The organism is Ancylobacter defluvii (genome assembly GCF_018390605.1).
Classification (GTDB): Bacteria; Pseudomonadota; Alphaproteobacteria; order Rhizobiales; family Xanthobacteraceae; genus Ancylobacter; species Ancylobacter defluvii.
The window spans coordinates 754,771-769,875 of sequence record NZ_JAHBGD010000005.1 but is presented as its reverse complement, the minus strand read 5'-3'; the positions used below and the strand labels follow the sequence as shown (position 1 = coordinate 769,875).

The 15,105-nt window shown below is 65.1% G+C and carries 15 protein-coding genes; 2 read left to right on the top strand and 13 right to left on the bottom strand.

What is annotated here, in order from left to right:
• Nucleotide 1: 1 nt before the first annotated feature.
• The 11 genes from KHC24_RS06185 to KHC24_RS06135 all read right to left on the bottom strand — a co-directional run bounded on the left by KHC24_RS06185 (nucleotide 2) and on the right by KHC24_RS06135 (nucleotide 9,035).
• Nucleotides 2-823 (bottom strand): ABC transporter permease, encoded by an 822-nt coding sequence (locus KHC24_RS06185; RefSeq protein WP_246546263.1) that lies wholly within the window; start codon nucleotides 821-823, stop codon nucleotides 2-4.
• A 20-nt stretch (nucleotides 824-843) separates the two neighbouring features.
• The gene (locus KHC24_RS06180; RefSeq protein WP_213360683.1) at nucleotides 844-1,656 is read right to left on the bottom strand and encodes an ABC transporter ATP-binding protein; all 813 of its coding nucleotides are present in this window, start codon (nucleotides 1,654-1,656) and stop codon (nucleotides 844-846) included.
• Between the two features lie 3 nt (nucleotides 1,657-1,659).
• Nucleotides 1,660-2,655, bottom strand: coding sequence for an ABC transporter substrate-binding protein (locus KHC24_RS06175; RefSeq protein ID WP_213360681.1), 996 nt, complete (start codon nucleotides 2,653-2,655; stop codon nucleotides 1,660-1,662).
• Between the two features lie 153 nt (nucleotides 2,656-2,808).
• A complete protein-coding gene (locus KHC24_RS06170; RefSeq protein WP_213360679.1) occupies nucleotides 2,809-3,372 on the bottom strand; it encodes an NAD(P)H-dependent oxidoreductase in 564 nt (187 codons plus the stop codon).
• Nucleotides 3,369-4,550, bottom strand: a complete 1,182-nt coding sequence (ssuD, locus tag KHC24_RS06165) for an FMNH2-dependent alkanesulfonate monooxygenase (RefSeq protein WP_213360677.1) — start codon at nucleotides 4,548-4,550, stop codon at nucleotides 3,369-3,371. Before ssuD ends, KHC24_RS06170 begins: the two co-directional genes overlap by 4 nt.
• An 88-nt stretch (nucleotides 4,551-4,638) precedes the next feature.
• Nucleotides 4,639-4,827: a hypothetical protein gene (locus KHC24_RS06160; RefSeq protein WP_213360675.1), complete on the bottom strand. Its 189-nt coding sequence runs from the start codon at nucleotides 4,825-4,827 to the stop codon at nucleotides 4,639-4,641.
• 28 nt (nucleotides 4,828-4,855) lie between these two features.
• Nucleotides 4,856-5,560 (bottom strand): fumarylacetoacetate hydrolase family protein, encoded by a 705-nt coding sequence (locus KHC24_RS06155; RefSeq protein WP_213360668.1) that lies wholly within the window; start codon nucleotides 5,558-5,560, stop codon nucleotides 4,856-4,858.
• Nucleotides 5,560-6,312 carry an ABC transporter permease gene (locus tag KHC24_RS06150; protein ID WP_213360666.1) on the bottom strand — a complete coding sequence of 251 codons (753 nt, stop codon included), beginning with the start codon at nucleotides 6,310-6,312 and terminating at the stop codon, nucleotides 5,560-5,562. The genes KHC24_RS06155 and KHC24_RS06150 overlap by 1 nt, the downstream gene beginning before the upstream one ends.
• 70 nt (nucleotides 6,313-6,382) lie before the next feature.
• Nucleotides 6,383-7,186 carry an ABC transporter ATP-binding protein gene (locus KHC24_RS06145; protein ID WP_213360664.1) on the bottom strand — a complete coding sequence of 268 codons (804 nt, stop codon included), beginning with the start codon at nucleotides 7,184-7,186 and terminating at the stop codon, nucleotides 6,383-6,385.
• Between the two features lie 3 nt (nucleotides 7,187-7,189).
• Nucleotides 7,190-8,020: an ABC transporter permease gene (locus KHC24_RS06140; protein WP_213360661.1), complete on the bottom strand. Its 831-nt coding sequence runs from the start codon at nucleotides 8,018-8,020 to the stop codon at nucleotides 7,190-7,192.
• Nucleotides 8,021-8,030: 10 nt separating this feature from the next.
• Nucleotides 8,031-9,035, bottom strand: a complete 1,005-nt coding sequence (locus KHC24_RS06135) for an ABC transporter substrate-binding protein (RefSeq protein ID WP_213360659.1) — start codon at nucleotides 9,033-9,035, stop codon at nucleotides 8,031-8,033.
• A gap of 188 nt (nucleotides 9,036-9,223) precedes the next feature.
• Here KHC24_RS06135 and KHC24_RS06130 point away from each other — a divergent pair, with 188 nt between their 5' ends.
• On the top strand, nucleotides 9,224-9,937 hold the full coding sequence (locus KHC24_RS06130; RefSeq protein WP_373878603.1) for a FadR/GntR family transcriptional regulator: 714 nt from the start codon (nucleotides 9,224-9,226) through the stop codon (nucleotides 9,935-9,937).
• A 238-nt stretch (nucleotides 9,938-10,175) separates the two neighbouring features.
• Complete coding sequence (locus KHC24_RS06125) at nucleotides 10,176-11,390, top strand: acetate/propionate family kinase (RefSeq protein ID WP_271180662.1); 1,215 nt, start codon at nucleotides 10,176-10,178, stop codon at nucleotides 11,388-11,390.
• A 387-nt stretch (nucleotides 11,391-11,777) separates the two neighbouring features.
• Here KHC24_RS06125 and KHC24_RS06120 read toward each other — a convergent pair whose 3' ends face one another.
• Both KHC24_RS06120 and KHC24_RS06115 read right to left on the bottom strand, forming a co-directional pair.
• Nucleotides 11,778-12,470 carry an outer membrane protein gene (locus tag KHC24_RS06120; protein WP_213360655.1) on the bottom strand — a complete coding sequence of 231 codons (693 nt, stop codon included), beginning with the start codon at nucleotides 12,468-12,470 and terminating at the stop codon, nucleotides 11,778-11,780.
• A gap of 625 nt (nucleotides 12,471-13,095) precedes the next feature.
• Entirely contained in the window at nucleotides 13,096-15,021 is a 1,926-nt protein-coding gene (locus tag KHC24_RS06115; protein ID WP_213360653.1) for a glycosyltransferase family 2 protein, read from the bottom strand.
• Nucleotides 15,022-15,105 lie beyond the last annotated feature (84 nt).

The following is a 15,105-nucleotide window of genomic DNA, read 5'->3' as shown; positions in this document are numbered from 1 at the left end:
CTCAGCGCAGCATGCCCCAGCGGCGCACGGTAGCGCTCTCCAGCCCGCGGAATGCCACCGCTTCGACCAGAAGACCGATGAGGATGACGGTCGCGAGGCCGGCGAATACGCGGTCGGTATAGAGTTCGTTGCGCGCCCTGAAGATGAACCACCCCAGGCCGCCGGAGCTGGAGCTCACCCCGAACACCAGCTCGGCGGCGATTAGCGTACGCCAGGCGAAGGCCCAGCCGACACGCATGCCCGAAATCACCGCCGGCAATGCCGAGGGAATCAGGATCTGCCGCACATAGGCGGCGCCGGTAAGTCCGTAATTGCGCCCGACCAGACGATGAGTTTCCGGCACGCCCTCGAAGCCCTGAAGCGCTGCCAGCGCGAACGGCCAGACCACCGCATTGATCAGCACGAAGAGCAGGCTCGCCTCACCGAGGCCGAACCAGAGCAAAGCCAGCGGCAACAGCGCGATGGCCGGCAGCGGGTTCAGCATGGCGGCCACCGTTTGCAAGGCATCGCGCACGAAGCTGTTGGCGGCGGCAATGGAGACGATGATGGTGGCGATGACGATCGCCGCCACATAACCCTTCAGCAGCACGGAGAGCGAGGCGACGGCCGCCGCCAGCAGCCCCTCGTTCAGGCTGGCTTCGCGGAAGGCGGTGAAAGCCTCGAGGAAGCTCGGCAGCAAGATCGGGTTGCTCTGCCAGCGGGCCGCTAATTCCCAGGCGACAGCCAGCACAACCAGCACCACGATCCGGCGAAACCATAGCGTGCGGGTGACCCGCAGGGCAGTCCGCCGCCACCGGCGCGCCGTCTCTCCCGCGGAGGCCATGTCGAATGCAGGAGTGTCGGTCATGATGCGGCTCTCGTTCTGCCGAACAACGTATCGTGGACCTTGCGGCTTACTGTCTCGAAGGCAGCCGTGCCGAGGTCGCGAATGTCGAAGGCGGATGCATCCAGCGTGGTGATGGTGCGTCCGGGATGGGCGCTCAAGAGATGCAGCCGCGTGCCGATCAGCACCGCCTCGTCGATGTCGTGGGTGACGAAGAGCAGCGTCAGTCCAGTCTCGCGGGCGATGTCGATCAGGTCGCGCTGCATCTGCAGCCGGGTGAGCGCGTCGAGCGCCGCGAAGGGCTCGTCCATCAGCAGCACATCGGGGCTCGCCGCCAACGCCCGCGCAATGGCGGCACGCTGCTTCATGCCGCCCGAAAGCGTGTGCGGATAGCTGTTCAACACCCGCTCCAGCCCGACCCGCCGCAAGGTGTCGGCGGCAATCTCGCGGGCCTCGCCCTTCTTCTTGCGGCGGGCGACCACCAGCGGGAAGGCGACATTATCCAGCACCGTCTTCCAGGGCAGCAGCTGGTCGAACTCCTGAAACACCACGATGCGATCCGGTCCCGGCCCGTTGATCGGCCGGCCGCGCAGGCTGAGCGTGCCGGCGGTCGGCGGGAGGAAACCCGCCGCCGCCTTGAGGATGGACGATTTACCACAGCCGGATGGCCCGAGCAGCACCAGCCGCTCGCCTTCGGCAATGGTGAAATCGACGGCATCGACGGCCCGCACCGGACCGCGCTCGGTCGCATAGTCGAGGGTCAGGCCGCGCGCCTCCAACACCGGCGCGGCGGATCTCGTCTCTCGCGCCGTCTCGATGGCCGGTGCGAGCATGGCTCAGCTCCCCGCCTGGTCGTGCAGCTCGGGGAAGGTGTAGCTCTTCCAACCACCCGGCTGGGTCTTGAGGGCGCCGGTACGGAAGAGGAACTCGCCGAACACCTCGCTCTTCAGCGGCACCAGGGTGAACTGCACCTCGGGATTATCGATGATCTGCTTCACGAAAGCCGGATCGAGCTTGGACTTCTCGATCTTCACATAGGTGTCTGCCGCCAGCTGATGATCCTTCGCGGCGATTTCCGTCGCCTCCTTGAAGGCGCGGAAAAAGGCCTCATAGGTCTTGGGATTGGCGTCGCGCCATTTCACCGTCGTATAGGCGACGGTCGGGGTGAAGGCGCCGCCCAGCACGTCGTAGGACGACCACACCTTGTGAACCTTTGGGTTCTTCAACGCCTGCTCCTGGAACGGCGAGTTCGAGAGGTGTCCGGTAATCTCGGTGGAACCAGAGATCAGCGCCGCGGTGGCATCGGGATGCGGCAGCGTCACTTGGAGGGAATCGAGCTTGCCCTGATTGCCGGGGCCGAATTCCTTCTCAGCGGCGATCTGCAAGGTGCGCGCCTGCACCGAGACACCGGCGGCCGGCGTGGCGATGCGGTCGTTCGGCCCGAAATCCTTCAGGCTCTTGATGTCCGGCTTATTGGTGAGCAGGTAGTTCGGCGTCGCTCCGAAGGCGCCGACGATCTTCACCGCTCCCTTGGTGCGGTCCCACACGGTGAAGAACGGCCCGATCCCCGCCGAGGCGATATCGACCGAGCCGGAGAGCAGCGCGTCGTTCACCGCGTTGCCGCCGGAGAGCTTCAGCCATTCGACCTTGACGTCGATGCCGAGTTCCTTGGCGTGCTTCTCGATCAGGTTCTGGTCGCGCAGGATGTGGAAGGGAATGTAGAGCGTGCCAAACTGCTCGGAGATGCGGATCAGTCCTTCGGCGGAAGCCGAGCCGATGGCGCTGCCCAGTAGGGCGAGGGAGAGGGTCGCGGCCCGGAAAAAGCGTTTCATTCACGAGATCCTTGAGGTCGAGCGCCGGCTTTCCTCGCGCGAAGTATCTCCTCGCTGCGGCGGCGCATGAATGGAAGGTTGAAAGTGAAGGCCGCGCGCTGTCAGCGCGTGGCGCTACATCGTTCCCTGGACCGGGTGGCACCGCTCATGGTCTCACTCCGCCGCGATGGCCAAGGGATGGGACGAGTGACGCAATGCGAACGTCGCCTCGTGCACCAGCCGTTCGAAGCGCCGCTCCGCCGGCTCGCCGACGAGCGTGGTGCCGGACCATTCGCGATCGGTGAGGAACAGGCCGGTGCCGAGCGGCTGAGCCTGGAAGAAGGCGAACAGCGGCCGCAGCTGATGCTCGATGACGAGAGCGTGACGCTCGCTGCCGCCGGTTGCCAGCAGCGCCACCGGCTTGCCCACCAGCCCGCCATAATCGACGAAGTCGATGAAGTGCTTGAACAGGCCGGAGTAGGAGCCCTTATAGACCGGCGAGCCGACCACGAGCAGATCCGCCGCCTCGACGGCGGCGAAGGCGGCCGTCTCTTCGCACCCGGCCGCCTCGCGCGAGCGCATGACGCCGAGCTGCGGCAGGCGGGCGATGTCGACGACCTGCGCGCGGGCATCGAGCTCACGCGCCAGCCGCTGGGTGGTGAACTGCACCAGGGAAAGGGTTCTGGACGGCGCCGAGAGGCTGCCGCTGATACCAACGACGTTGAGTTTCCTGCTCATGACTGCGCTGCCTGCTGTGCCGGACGATAATCATTGGCCACCGCTTCGCCGAAGCGGGCCTGCGGATCGGAAGCGACGGCCGGAGCATGGCTGAGCTTGAGCCTTGGGAGGACGAGTTCGGCGACGCGGTAGGCCTCCTCCAGATGCGGGTAGCCCGACAGGATGAAGCTCTCAATGCCCAATTCGGCATATTCCTCTATCCGCGCCGCCACCGTCGCTCCGTCGCCCACCAGCGCCGTCCCGGCCCCGCCGCGCACCAGACCCACCCCCGCCCACAGGTTCGGGCTCACCTCGAGCTTGTCGCGCCGCCCGCCATGCAGCGCCCGCATCCGCGCCTGACCCACCGAATCCAGCCGTGCGAACACGCTCTGCGCCGCCGCAATGGTGGCGTCGTCGACATGGCTGATCAACTCGTCGGCGGCTTCCCACGCCTTGGCATTGGTCTCGCGCACAATCACATGCAGCCGGATGCCGAACCGCACCTTGCGCCCGCGCGCCTCCGCCTGCCGCCGTACCTCGGCGATCTTCGCCTTCACCGCCGAAGGCGGCTCGCCCCAGGTCAGGTAAACGTCTACATGCTCGGCCGCCACCGCGTTCGCCGCCTCCGACGAGCCGCCGAAATACAGCTTCGGCCCGCCCGCCTGCACCGGCGGGAACAGCACCGAGGCCCCCTCCACCTTCAGGTGCCGGCCCTCGTAGCTCACCGTCTCCCCGGCCAGCAGCGGGCGATAGATGTCAAGGAACTCCCGCGTCACCTCGTAGCGCTGGTTGTGGTCGAGGAAGATGCCGTCGCCGGCATTCTCCACCGGGTCGCCGCCGGTGACGATGTTGATCAGCAGCCGCCCCTCCGACAGCCGGTCCAACGTCGCGGTCATCCGGGCATAGAGGGTGGGCGAGGCCAAACCCGGCCGCACCGCCACCAGATAGCGCAGCTTCCTGGTTGCCGGTGCCAGCGCCGAGGCCACCAGCCAGGAATCCTCGCAGCTCTTCCCCGTCGGGATCAGCACCCCGTAGAAGCCCAGCGTGTCCGCCGCCTGCGCCACCTGCCGCAGATAGTCCAGCGTCACCGCCCGGCCGCCCGTCGCCGTCCCGAGATACCGGCCGTCGCCATGCGTCGGCAGAAACCACAAAACATCAAGGCCGGTGCTAGCTGCTGAGGGAATTGTCGAGAGTGTCATCGTCAAAGTCTCATGGAAATGGCCGCGATGGATGCGCGCAAGCGAGCGTCAACACGCCTGGTTCAGGGGCAACATCGGAACGTTCGCGTCATATCCGCCCATCCTCGGCCATCGCGACCATCGCCGCGCCTCTCACTCCAGAAGAACGCAGGAGCGGCAACAGGTCAACATATTTTCTATAGAATCTATGGTATTTAGCATCAATCATCCGAATATCCCGTGCAACATCTTGCCAGACAATAAAAAACCCGCCGACCACAACGGTCGGCGGGTTCATTTTGATGTTGCTCAATGAGCGTGGAGGATCAGACCACGGTCACGTCGAGCGTGCCGACACCGTCGACCCCACCTTCCATGCGATCGCCGCGCACAATGGCACCAACGCCCGCCGGCGTGCCGGACATGATGATGTCGCCCGGCACCAGCGTGAACAGGCCGGAAAGATAGGAGATCATCTCCGGCACCTTCCAGATCATCTGGTTCAGGTCGCCGCTCTGGCGCAGTTCGCCATTCACCTTCAGCCACACCTTGCCGTCAGTGGGATGGCCGATCTGCGAGGCCGGCACCAGCGCCGAGCAGGGCGCGGAAGCCTCGAAGGCCTTGCCGACCTCCCACGGGCGGCCGAGCTTCTTGGCCTCGCCCTGCAGGTCGCGGCGGGTCATGTCGAGGCCGACGCCATAGCCCCACACATGCTCCATCGCGCTCTCGACCGGGATGTTCACCCCGCCCTTGCCGATGGCAACCAGCATTTCGAGCTCGTAATGCACGTCCTTCGACTTGTCGGGATAGGGGAAGCTGCCGCCGGTGATGACGTTGTCGGGGTTCTTCTGGAAGAAGAAGGGCGGCTCTTTGTTGGGATCGTGCCCCATCTCGATCGCGTGCTCGGCGTAGTTGCGGCCGACACAATAGATGCGGTGGATGGGGAACAGCTTGTCGCTGCCGGCGACCGGGAGGGTGGGAATGCCCGGCGGAGAGATGACATAGGCGGTGGTATCAAGCGGCGCGTTCATCAGCGGACTCCTGCATAATATTCGACGCGTTTTTCGATGTTTTCAATCAGGGCCGACAATCCCATCGCCACGGCGAACAGAATGATGGTCAGCGCCCAGAAGTTCTCCATGTCGAAATTGCGCGAGTAGAGCTCGAACAATTCGCCATAGCCGATGATGGAAACGAGCAATTGCCCGATAACCACGCCCTTCACGCCGCGCACCATGCCAAGACGGATGCCGGCGAGGATTTCCGGCAAGGCGGCGAGAAGGATGATCTTGGTATAGAGGCGAAGCCCCCCTGCCCCGTAGCTGCGCCCCATCTCCTCCAGCGAGCGGGGAACCGCCTGAATGCCGGCACGGGTGTCCAGCACGATGATCCACACGGCGAACAGGAACACGGTGACCACCACCGTGGTCTCACCCATGCCGAACAGGATCATCAGCACCGGCACCAGAGCCGAGAGCGGTGCCGACACGAAGATGTTGACCCAGATGCCGAACAGATTGTCCGCCACCGGAAAACGTCCCATCAGCAAGCCGAGCATCACCCCGACGACGATGGCGAGCGCCATGCCGATGACGAAGCTGTTCAGCGTGGTAAGCGCCGCCGCCTGCCAGGTGCCGGTCTGCACCAGCGAGAACGCCGCGACCAGCACGTCTGAAAGCGGCGGAATGAGGAAGGATACCCCCATCTGCCCGACGATCTCCCAGATGACGCACCACGCCAGCAGGGAGGCCATCATCGGCACGCGATAGCCGAAAATCGTCATGCCACCCTCCGTTCGCTGGCTATGAGAACGATGTCCTGCGCAAGCAGGCTTCCATATTTGGCCATCATGCTCAGTCCACGTAGCGCTTGAGGCCCTGCCAGATCTCCTCGACCGTATCGAGATAGCCCTGGTCGCGGCGGATGGCATCGGGGGAGGCGGTGCGGTCGATCTCCGGCTCGATGATCTGCGCCACCCGGCCGGGGCGACGCGACAGGATGACGATGCGGTCCGAGCAATAGACCGCCTCCTCGATGGAATGGGTGACGAAGATGAAGGTCTTCTTCTCCAGATCGACGAGGCGCAGCAGATCTTCCTGGAACTTGCGGCGGTTCTGCTCGTCCACCGCCGAGAACGGTTCGTCGAGCAGCAGCACGTCGGCGTTCACCGCGAAGGCGCGGGCGAGACCGACACGTTGCCGCATGCCGCCGGAGAGTTCGTGCGGATACTTCTCCTCGAAGCCGGAGAGCCCCACTTCGGCGATGTATTTCCGGGCGATCGCCTGCCGCTCGGCCTTGCCCATGCCCTTCAGTTCCAGTCCGAAGGCGACGTTGCGCATTACCGTCGCCCAGGGCATCAGCGCGAAATCCTGGAACACAAAGGCACGTTCCGGGCCAGGCCCGGTGACCGCTACGCCGTTCACCCGCACCTCACCGCTGGTCGCGGGAATGAGACCGGCAATGATCTTGAGCAGCGTGGTCTTGCCGCAACCGGAGGGGCCGAGCAGTGTGGTCAGTTTGCCGGCCGGAAAGTCGAGATCGATGGAGCGCAACGCCTCCATGTCCGCGTACATCTTGCAGATGCCGCGCACTTCGACGGCGGCGTCCGGCGACGGTGTTTCAACGGCAGTAGTCGCCGCGGCTGTTATGTTGCGCATGGCTCAGCCCTTTCGCTTCTCGGGACGCAGCACCCGGACCTCGAAGGCCTCCAGGGCGGACAGCGTCAGCGTCGAGACGAGGATGATGGAAACGACGGCGGCATACATTTCGGGATAGTCCGCCACCGAACGGTGATAGGTGATGAGATCGCCGATTCCGGTAGGCGTGATAAGGAGTTCGGCGAGAATGACACCGATGAAGCCGGCGGCGAGACCAAGTCGTAAGCCGGCAAATATTATCGGGGAGGCGTCGGGGAGGATGATTTTCACAATCCTCTGCCACCAGCTTCCCTGGAAGGAACGGCACATGTCAACCAATGACGGATTGGTATTTCGAACTGCCTTGTAGCCGTTGAGGGCGATCACCGGCAGGGCAAGCATCACCACCGCCAATGTCTTGGACATCAGGCCGATGCCGTAGACGAAGGTGATCAGCGGGATGAGCGCCGCCATCGGCGCCGCCTGCAGTACGATGAACACCGGCGCGACCAGCCATTCGGCAAAGCGCGAGAGGCCCATCAATATGCCCAGACCGACGCCGAGCACCGCGGAGATGGTGATGCCGATGACCAGCGGCTGCAGGGTCTCGGCATAAGCGGCGACGAAAGCACCGTTGAACAGCATGGTCAGGAAGGCGCGCAGCGTCTCCAGGAAGGTCGGGAAGGCGAAGCTGATCGGAATGCGGCCGGCGATCTCCCAGACCAGAAAGAACAGAGCAATGGAGGCGGCCCGCCAGAGGGCCGTGCGATGCTCCAGAAGCTTCCCCCAGAAGGAGGAAGCCCCGGTGCCCGAAATGGCTCGCCGAGAGCCATTTGCGTGAGCGGGTGCCGACATGCCACCCGCCTCAGTTGGTGCCGACTTTGCCGAGCACGCGATTCAGCGGCTCGAGCGCCCAGAATTCATCGACCTTCAGGCTGGCCGGCTCGCCGGTCAGCTGGCCCGAGAGGGTGTAGAAGGCGAAGTCGTCCTTGGCCGCCGCGGCGCCGCCGCCATTGAGCGGGAAGGCCTTGCCTTCCGCCAGTTCGGTGAAGTACGGGGTGATCTCCGCCACCTGATCGGCCGGCAGGTCGGGCAGCAGCTTGTACTTGGCGCGCCATTCGGCGACCACGGCCGGGTTCTTGGTGACCTCGCGCCAGGTGGTGAGGATCGACTCGACAATGATGTCGACGTCCTTCGGGTTCTTCTCGAGATAATCCTGCCGCGCGAACAGCGCTTCGTCAGTGGCGTTTACGCCATCCATCGGCAGGATGACGAACTTGCCGGGGGCCTTCTGCTCCAGCAGCCGGCGGCCGTTGGAATCGACGATGGTCGCCTTCACATTGCCCTGCAGCAGCGCGCCGGTACGCACTTCCGAGCCGGGAATGTAGCTGATCTTGGAGAACTTGATCCCCTGCTTCTGCTCCATCAGCCGCATAATCGCCTCGGTGCCGGAGCCGCGCGAATGCACCGCGACTTCCTGGCCGTTGAGGTCCTTCCAGGTCTTGTAGAATTCAGCGTTCACCGCCGGATAGAAGCGCAGCGTCGACAGCTGCAGGAAGATGCGCACCGGCACCTTCACCTTCTGGATCAACGCATAAGGTCCGCCGACGCCAATATCCGCCTGCCCGCTGACCACCGCCTGGGCGGCGATGTCCTCGGACTTCAGATACGTCATCTCGATGTCGACGCCCTTCTGCTTGGCGAGCTCGAAGGCCGCCAGTAGATGCAGGTTCTCGACGCTGGCGATGTCGCCATAGGCGACGCGCACCTTGGCCTCGGCCTGCGGCGCGGCCAGAACGGCGGCACCGAAACCAATGACAAGTGCCACGCCCGAAGCGCTGCATAGTCCTTTCACGATATTCTTGAGCATTTCCAGTCTCCCGTGAGTGCCGAGCGGTTGGTTCCGCTCCTGGCCAACCGCCGAAGTATTCCGCGAGGTTGGATACCAATTGTCATTTGGTTTATATTGGGTCTGTCTCGTGGTCAAGTTCAAATCGGCTTGACCCAAGGCCGACACCGCGACATAGATTGAACCAATTCCACATTTGGTTGATACGTATGGACATGTTGACCGACGCCGATCCGCACGCTGAGAAGAGCACCGTCACCCAGCTGCGGGCCTTCCTCGCCCAGAGCGACCTTTCGGATGAAGGGCGGCTGCCGCCGGAACGGGAACTCTCGACGGCGCTCGGCGTCTCGCGCACCGAGCTGCGCAAGGCGCTCGACGTGCTGGAATCGGAAGGGCAGATCTGGCGGCATGTCGGCAAGGGCACCTTCATGGGCAGCCGGCCGCTCGACACCTTCGCCGACATCACGGCGCTGGCCCGGCGCTCCAACCCGGCCGAGGTGATGCGCGCGCGCATCGTGATCGAACCGGAGATCGCCCGCGCCGCCGCCTTTACCGCCACGCCGGCGGATATCGCCGAGATGCGGCTGTGCCTCGCCCGCTCGCGGCAGGCCGACAGCTGGCGGCAATATGAAGGCTGGGACACCCGCCTGCACCGCACCATCGCCGAGGCGACGCAGAACGGCCTGCTGCTCGGCCTTTTCGACACGCTGAACGCGGTGCGCCGCGCGGTTACCTGGGGCCGGCTGCGCGCCCTGCCGGTCAAGCCGGCACCGGACCACCATAGCTTCAAGGAGCATGACGCGATCGTCGACGCCATCGAGCATCGCGACATGGCCGGCGCCGCCAATTTCATGCGCAATCATCTGCGCACCGTCGAGCGCAAGCTGCTCGACAAGCAGCTGCGCGCCGCCGAGGAGGGCTGATTTTTACAACCTTTCATCGACCAATTTAACGATTGGATCGATACCGGTCGCGATTTTCCGGCGCGGCAGACCATCTACCGACGGCGAACCGGCCGACATGCAGGCCGGTGCGGTGTACGGTCAGGCCGATCCGCCGCGATTGGTGTACGATCCGGCCGAAATCGGGCGGGGCACCGGGTGCGGGATGCCGCGACGGCTGCTAGGCTGACGCGCCGCACCGCCACATTGGGGCTCCGCCGTGACCGATCCCGCCGCGACCGCCACCGTCCCTGCCCTGCTGGTCATCAATGCCGGCTCCTCCAGCATCAAGTTCAAACTCTACCGGGTGGAGGGCGAGGACATCGCGCTGGTGCTCGGCGGCGCGCTCGACGGCATTGGCCGCCTGCCCCGGCTCAGGGTCAAGGACGCCGCCGGGGGCACGCTGGTCGACCAATCCTTCGGCGCCGACGAGATCGCCACCGCCACGGCGGCCCAGCACATCATCGGCGACTGGCTGCTGCCGCGGGTCCGCGACTACCGCATGATCGGCGTCGGCCACCGCGTGGTGCATGGCGGGCCGGTCTATTCCGGCCCGGTGCTGGTCGACGACACGGTGCTGGCGACCCTGAACGGCTTCATCCCGCTGGCGCCGCTGCACCAGCTGAGCAATCTCGACCCCATCCGCGTGCTGCGCGAACGCCGCCCGGACCTGCCGCAGGTCGCCTGCTTCGACACCGCCTTTCACCGCGGCCATCCGGAGCTCTCCGAGCGCTTCGCCCTGCCACGCGCGCTCTATGATGAGGGCGTGCGTCGCTACGGCTTCCACGGACTTTCCTATGAATATGTCGCCTCGGCGCTGCGGCGGCTTGAGCCGGAGATCGGGCGCGGCCGGGTCGTGGTGGCACATCTCGGCTCCGGTGCCTCCGCCTGCGCGCTGAGGGATGGGCGCAGCATCGAATCGACCATGGGATTCACCGCGCTGGACGGCCTGCCTATGGGCACCCGCTCAGGCGCGCTGGATCCCGGCGTGGTGCTGCACCTTATCGAGCAGAAGGGACTCTCCGCCGCCGAGGTCGGCCGCATGCTCTATAATGAGAGCGGGTTGCTCGGCCTGTCCGGTATCAGCAACGACATGCGCGAACTGATTGCCAGCCCGGCGCCGGAGGCGGCTTTGGCGGTGGAGTTCTTCTGCCTCAAGGTGGCGCAGGCGATCGCCGCGCTCGCCACCACGCTTGGCGGGCTCGACGCACTGGTGTTCACCGCCGGCATTGGCGAGCATTCACCCGAGGTGCGCGCCCGCATCGCCGGACGGCTGGCCTGGCTCGGCGCACGGCTGGATCCGGCAGCCAACGCCGCTGGCGCCGCGCGCATCGAGGCTGTCGGCAGTACCATGCCGCTGCTGGTCATCCCGACCGACGAAGAACGCATGATCGGCCGGCACACGCTGAGAGTGCTGGCTTCCCTGCGCGGCTAGGGCGCCGCGACCGGCTCGACGGTCTCGGCATGACCGGCGCGCCGAACCGGATGCGCATCGGCGCGGAACGACGCTCCAGAAGACGCATCGAACCCGCAATCGGCCGGCTAGCCGAGCGGCATGGATGGCACGGCCCATCGGCACGGCGCTCGTCGATCGCGGCCGGACGGTACCGAGACACGGCCGGACGGTGCCGGGCGAAGCTGACGGGCGGGATGCCGACGTATCGGCGGACGAACTGGCGTGACCGGATGATTGAGAGGCCGGCCGCAAATGAATATGGCGGGATCCGACCTAAAGGTCCGATCCCGCCATATTGAACAATGCCGAAACAGCGTTTCAGCGTCCCGTTCGGTCGGAGAAGCCGGCCATGTGGCCGGCCGCCGATCAGAACTTGTAGTTCACGCCGAGGCGAACCACGTTGGTGTTGATGTGGCCCCAGCTATCGAAGGTGCCCGGCAGCTGAGCCTTGGTGTCCGGATCGCCGATGTAGAGGTATTCACCCTTGACGGTCCAGTTGTCGGCGAAGGCGTACTCGACACCGGCACCCACGGTCCAGGTCCAGTAGTCAGCCGAGGAGTCGTAGGCCACGCCGTTGATGGAGCCGCTGACCGAGGTCTGGCCATAAGCCGCACCGGCGGTGCCGTATACCAGGACGCGATCCCAAGCGTAACCGATACGGCCGCGAAGGGTGCCGAAATAATCGGTGTCGAAATCGTTGCCGTACCAGGTGGAGCCGGCGATGCCGCCGTAGCTGCCGCTGCCGGCGACGCCCTGAATGTCAGCCTCGACACCGAACACCCAGGAGTCGACCTGGTAGTTGTAGCCGAGCTGGCCGCCATAGGTGAAGCCGTTGCTGCTGCCGGACCAGCTGCCGACGCCGTAACCGTCGATGGAGGAGCCGCCCGAACCGTCCGACCACGTATAGCCGAGGTTGGCGCCGATGTAGAAGCCGGTCCAGGTGAACACCGGAACCGCGACGACGGCGGCCTTCACCGGATACTGGGTGGCCAAGTCGGCAGCAAGGGCCGGGCTGGCCAGGGCAGTGACGCTAACAGCAGCAAGGAGAAGTTTCTTCATGGCCAGGACCCTCGAAATCTGAAGTTGGCGAACAGCTACGTAGCGTCAGCACCAACAACCACCGGAACTCGTATGCCTGGATAATGCCGCAATGCAGGAGCGGATGAAATGATAAATATGTCACACGACCAAGTCTTTGTTCGCCTCGCCGCCGGCGATCCCCCGTGAGACGGCGGATGGCGCGCCTCGGCGGTAGTGTTAGAACACCTGCCGCGCGCTCTCCCCCGCCTCATCGCCAAGACAGATACGTAGTTAAACCTTCTCGCCTTGCGTTAATATTCTCTATCTTTTTCCGAAAATGAAGGATCTCATTACGAGCTCCATACAATTCATGCTCGAAACATCACTCGTGCGAGAATAATTCATCGTCGCTCAATTATGGCAAACGCCTGTATTTAACTGTCACATTTCGATTGTTACGGTAATCGCCGGTTGTGATACGAATCGCCGGGCGTACGGTCAGGGTTGCACTGGCATTTTCTCAACCTATTCCGCCTCGCTTGCGCGAACCGGTTGTGGCGGCGCGAGGTAGCGGGTGGCGGCCGGCACGGGCTGTGGCATTTCGGCAACGCGATTGCGGCGAAGTTGCAACCGGCAATCTGCTACCGTGCGCGCCTGCGATTCCTCAGGGCAGCATCTCGTCCGGCACCGGGAAAGGCCGGAAATCCGGCGTACCGTCGGTCCATGGCAGCCGGCCGGCCGCGAGCTGGACGTCGTGCCAGTCGTTCCACGCCTTCCAATAGGCGATGCGCATCGGCGACTCGCTGAACTGCGAGATGGCGCCGGCACCATGCTGGGTGAGCGACAATCCGTGCCGCCGGCCGAGCGTCAGCACGATGCCGATGCCGGAGAGCGCCGTGGAGCCGAAATGCAGCCGCACCCGCTGCTGGAACTCGCGATCGGCACCGAAGCGCACCGAATCGAACAGGCCGACCTTCTCGAACACATCGGCGGCGAAGAAGGTGGAATGCGGACACTCCTCGATGTAGCGGCCGCGCAGGCCGCATTCGATAGTGGCATCCGAGCGCACCCGCAGCCATTGCGAGCTGGTGCATTTGAGCTCCGGCCGGCCGTGCATGGCCCGCAAATGATGCGCGACATGGGTGCGCAGCCAGAAATCGTCGGAATCGCACAGCGCGACATAGTCGCACCCGGCCCGCAGCGCCTCGGCAATGCCGAGATTCTTGGCGGCATAGGTGCCGACATTGCGCGGGGTGCGCAGATAAGTGAGCCGGCCGGCGTCGGCCAGCGGGGCGCAGACCGCCTGCGTGGCATCGCCCGAGCAGTCGTCGACGATGATCAGCCGCACCGGCACGCTCTGCCCGAGCACGCCTTCAATGGCGCGGGCGATGTGATCCTGGGCATTGAAGGCGGTCATCACCACCGCCACCCGTGCCTCCGGCGCCTCGACGTCACGGCTGAGGTCGGTCACCGTGTCGAGGCCGAAGGTCTCCCAGGCGAGTTCCATCTCGTAGCGCCGGAACACCTCGCGCAGGATCGTGGTGTTGCCGCCGTCCAGGCTGAGGATGTTGTGAAGCGCGATCAGATAGTCCACCGGCGCCGGAAGTTCCGGCGTCTGGGTGACATCGATGACGTGGCGGATCGACATTTCCGCCTGATGCACCCGGCCGAGCTCGATGTTGTACTCGCTGTACAGCACCTGGCCGGCCACCGTGGACCGGCCGTGCAGCACCCCGGTCTTTTCCAGCAGCATGCAGGCCTGCTGCTTGTCGTCATAGGAGGCCAGCACCGCCTTGTTGACCAGCGGCTGGCGCAGCAGCGGCCGGATCCGCGCCCATTCGTCGAGCCAGGCGCGCGCCTCGTCGCGGCGGCCGAGGCGGAACGCGGTGTACCAGAGCCCCTCCAGGAAGCGGGTATCGACCTCCCGCCCCGGCGGTCGCCGGGCCGCCGCACGGCTGAGCAGATCATAGGCACGCTCGAAATAGCGCACCTGGAGATAGTGCCGCACCGCGATGTCGAGCAGCATCTGCCGCTCCGGCCCGACCGATTCGGGCGTGTCGAGCCATTCGAGCATGCGCAGCGCGACCGAACGCTGCGCATGGAAGAAATCCTCCAGCCAGTTGCCCAGCGACTGCCGGCCGAACGCCTCGGCGAAAAGCCCGGTGCGCAGCACGTGCCGCAGCAGGGCATCGACCTGCTCGTGCGGGATGCGCTGCAACGCCGCCGCCAGCTCCCGCTGCAGGTCGGCCTGCATCACCGCCGGCTCCGGCAACGGCGGCAGCACGTCGCGCATGCGCGGGATACGGCGTTCGGGCTCGCGGGCGCTCAGCTCGGCGGCGTGCTTGGCGAAGGCGGCGCCGGTATGCACCGCCGCGATCTGGTCGGCGATCCAGCTGGCCAGCCCGCGCTCGCCGCCGCCGGCCAGATAGCTGACGATCAGATTGGACACCTCGTCGCGCACCGCGAAAATCGGGTAGTCGGCGATGCCGGGAAACCCGGTCTCGTGCAGGAAGGCGCGAAACTTCCGGAACCCGGCCAGCACGGGCCTTACATAGGCGGGCAGGAACTCGTGGGATTGAGACTCGGCCAAGGTCGTCCGTCCGCAAATTGGTACCAGGGCGGTCGTCGCGAGCGCGGCGACGGCTTCCGTCCGGTTTAGAGACTCCGCCGCGGC

Excerpts from the sequence above, each read along its gene's own strand:
- KHC24_RS06185 (WP_246546263.1), bottom strand. The coding sequence starts at position 823 with ATGGCCTCCGCGGGAGAGACGGCGCGCCGGTGGCGGCGGACTGCCCTG.
- KHC24_RS06180 (WP_213360683.1), bottom strand. The coding sequence starts at position 1,656 with ATGCTCGCACCGGCCATCGAGACGGCGCGAGAGACGAGATCCGCCGCG.
- KHC24_RS06175 (WP_213360681.1), bottom strand. The coding sequence starts at position 2,655 with ATGAAACGCTTTTTCCGGGCCGCGACCCTCTCCCTCGCCCTACTGGGC.
- KHC24_RS06170 (WP_213360679.1), bottom strand. The coding sequence starts at position 3,372 with ATGAGCAGGAAACTCAACGTCGTTGGTATCAGCGGCAGCCTCTCGGCG.
- ssuD (WP_213360677.1), bottom strand. The coding sequence starts at position 4,550 with ATGACACTCTCGACAATTCCCTCAGCAGCTAGCACCGGCCTTGATGTT.
- KHC24_RS06160 (WP_213360675.1), bottom strand. The coding sequence starts at position 4,827 with ATGAACCCGCCGACCGTTGTGGTCGGCGGGTTTTTTATTGTCTGGCAA.
- KHC24_RS06155 (WP_213360668.1), bottom strand. The coding sequence starts at position 5,560 with ATGAACGCGCCGCTTGATACCACCGCCTATGTCATCTCTCCGCCGGGC.
- KHC24_RS06150 (WP_213360666.1), bottom strand. The coding sequence starts at position 6,312 with ATGACGATTTTCGGCTATCGCGTGCCGATGATGGCCTCCCTGCTGGCG.
- KHC24_RS06145 (WP_213360664.1), bottom strand. The coding sequence starts at position 7,186 with ATGCGCAACATAACAGCCGCGGCGACTACTGCCGTTGAAACACCGTCG.
- KHC24_RS06140 (WP_213360661.1), bottom strand. The coding sequence starts at position 8,020 with ATGTCGGCACCCGCTCACGCAAATGGCTCTCGGCGAGCCATTTCGGGC.
- KHC24_RS06135 (WP_213360659.1), bottom strand. The coding sequence starts at position 9,035 with ATGCTCAAGAATATCGTGAAAGGACTATGCAGCGCTTCGGGCGTGGCA.
- KHC24_RS06130 (WP_373878603.1), top strand. The coding sequence starts at position 9,224 with ATGGACATGTTGACCGACGCCGATCCGCACGCTGAGAAGAGCACCGTC.
- KHC24_RS06120 (WP_213360655.1), bottom strand. The coding sequence starts at position 12,470 with ATGAAGAAACTTCTCCTTGCTGCTGTTAGCGTCACTGCCCTGGCCAGC.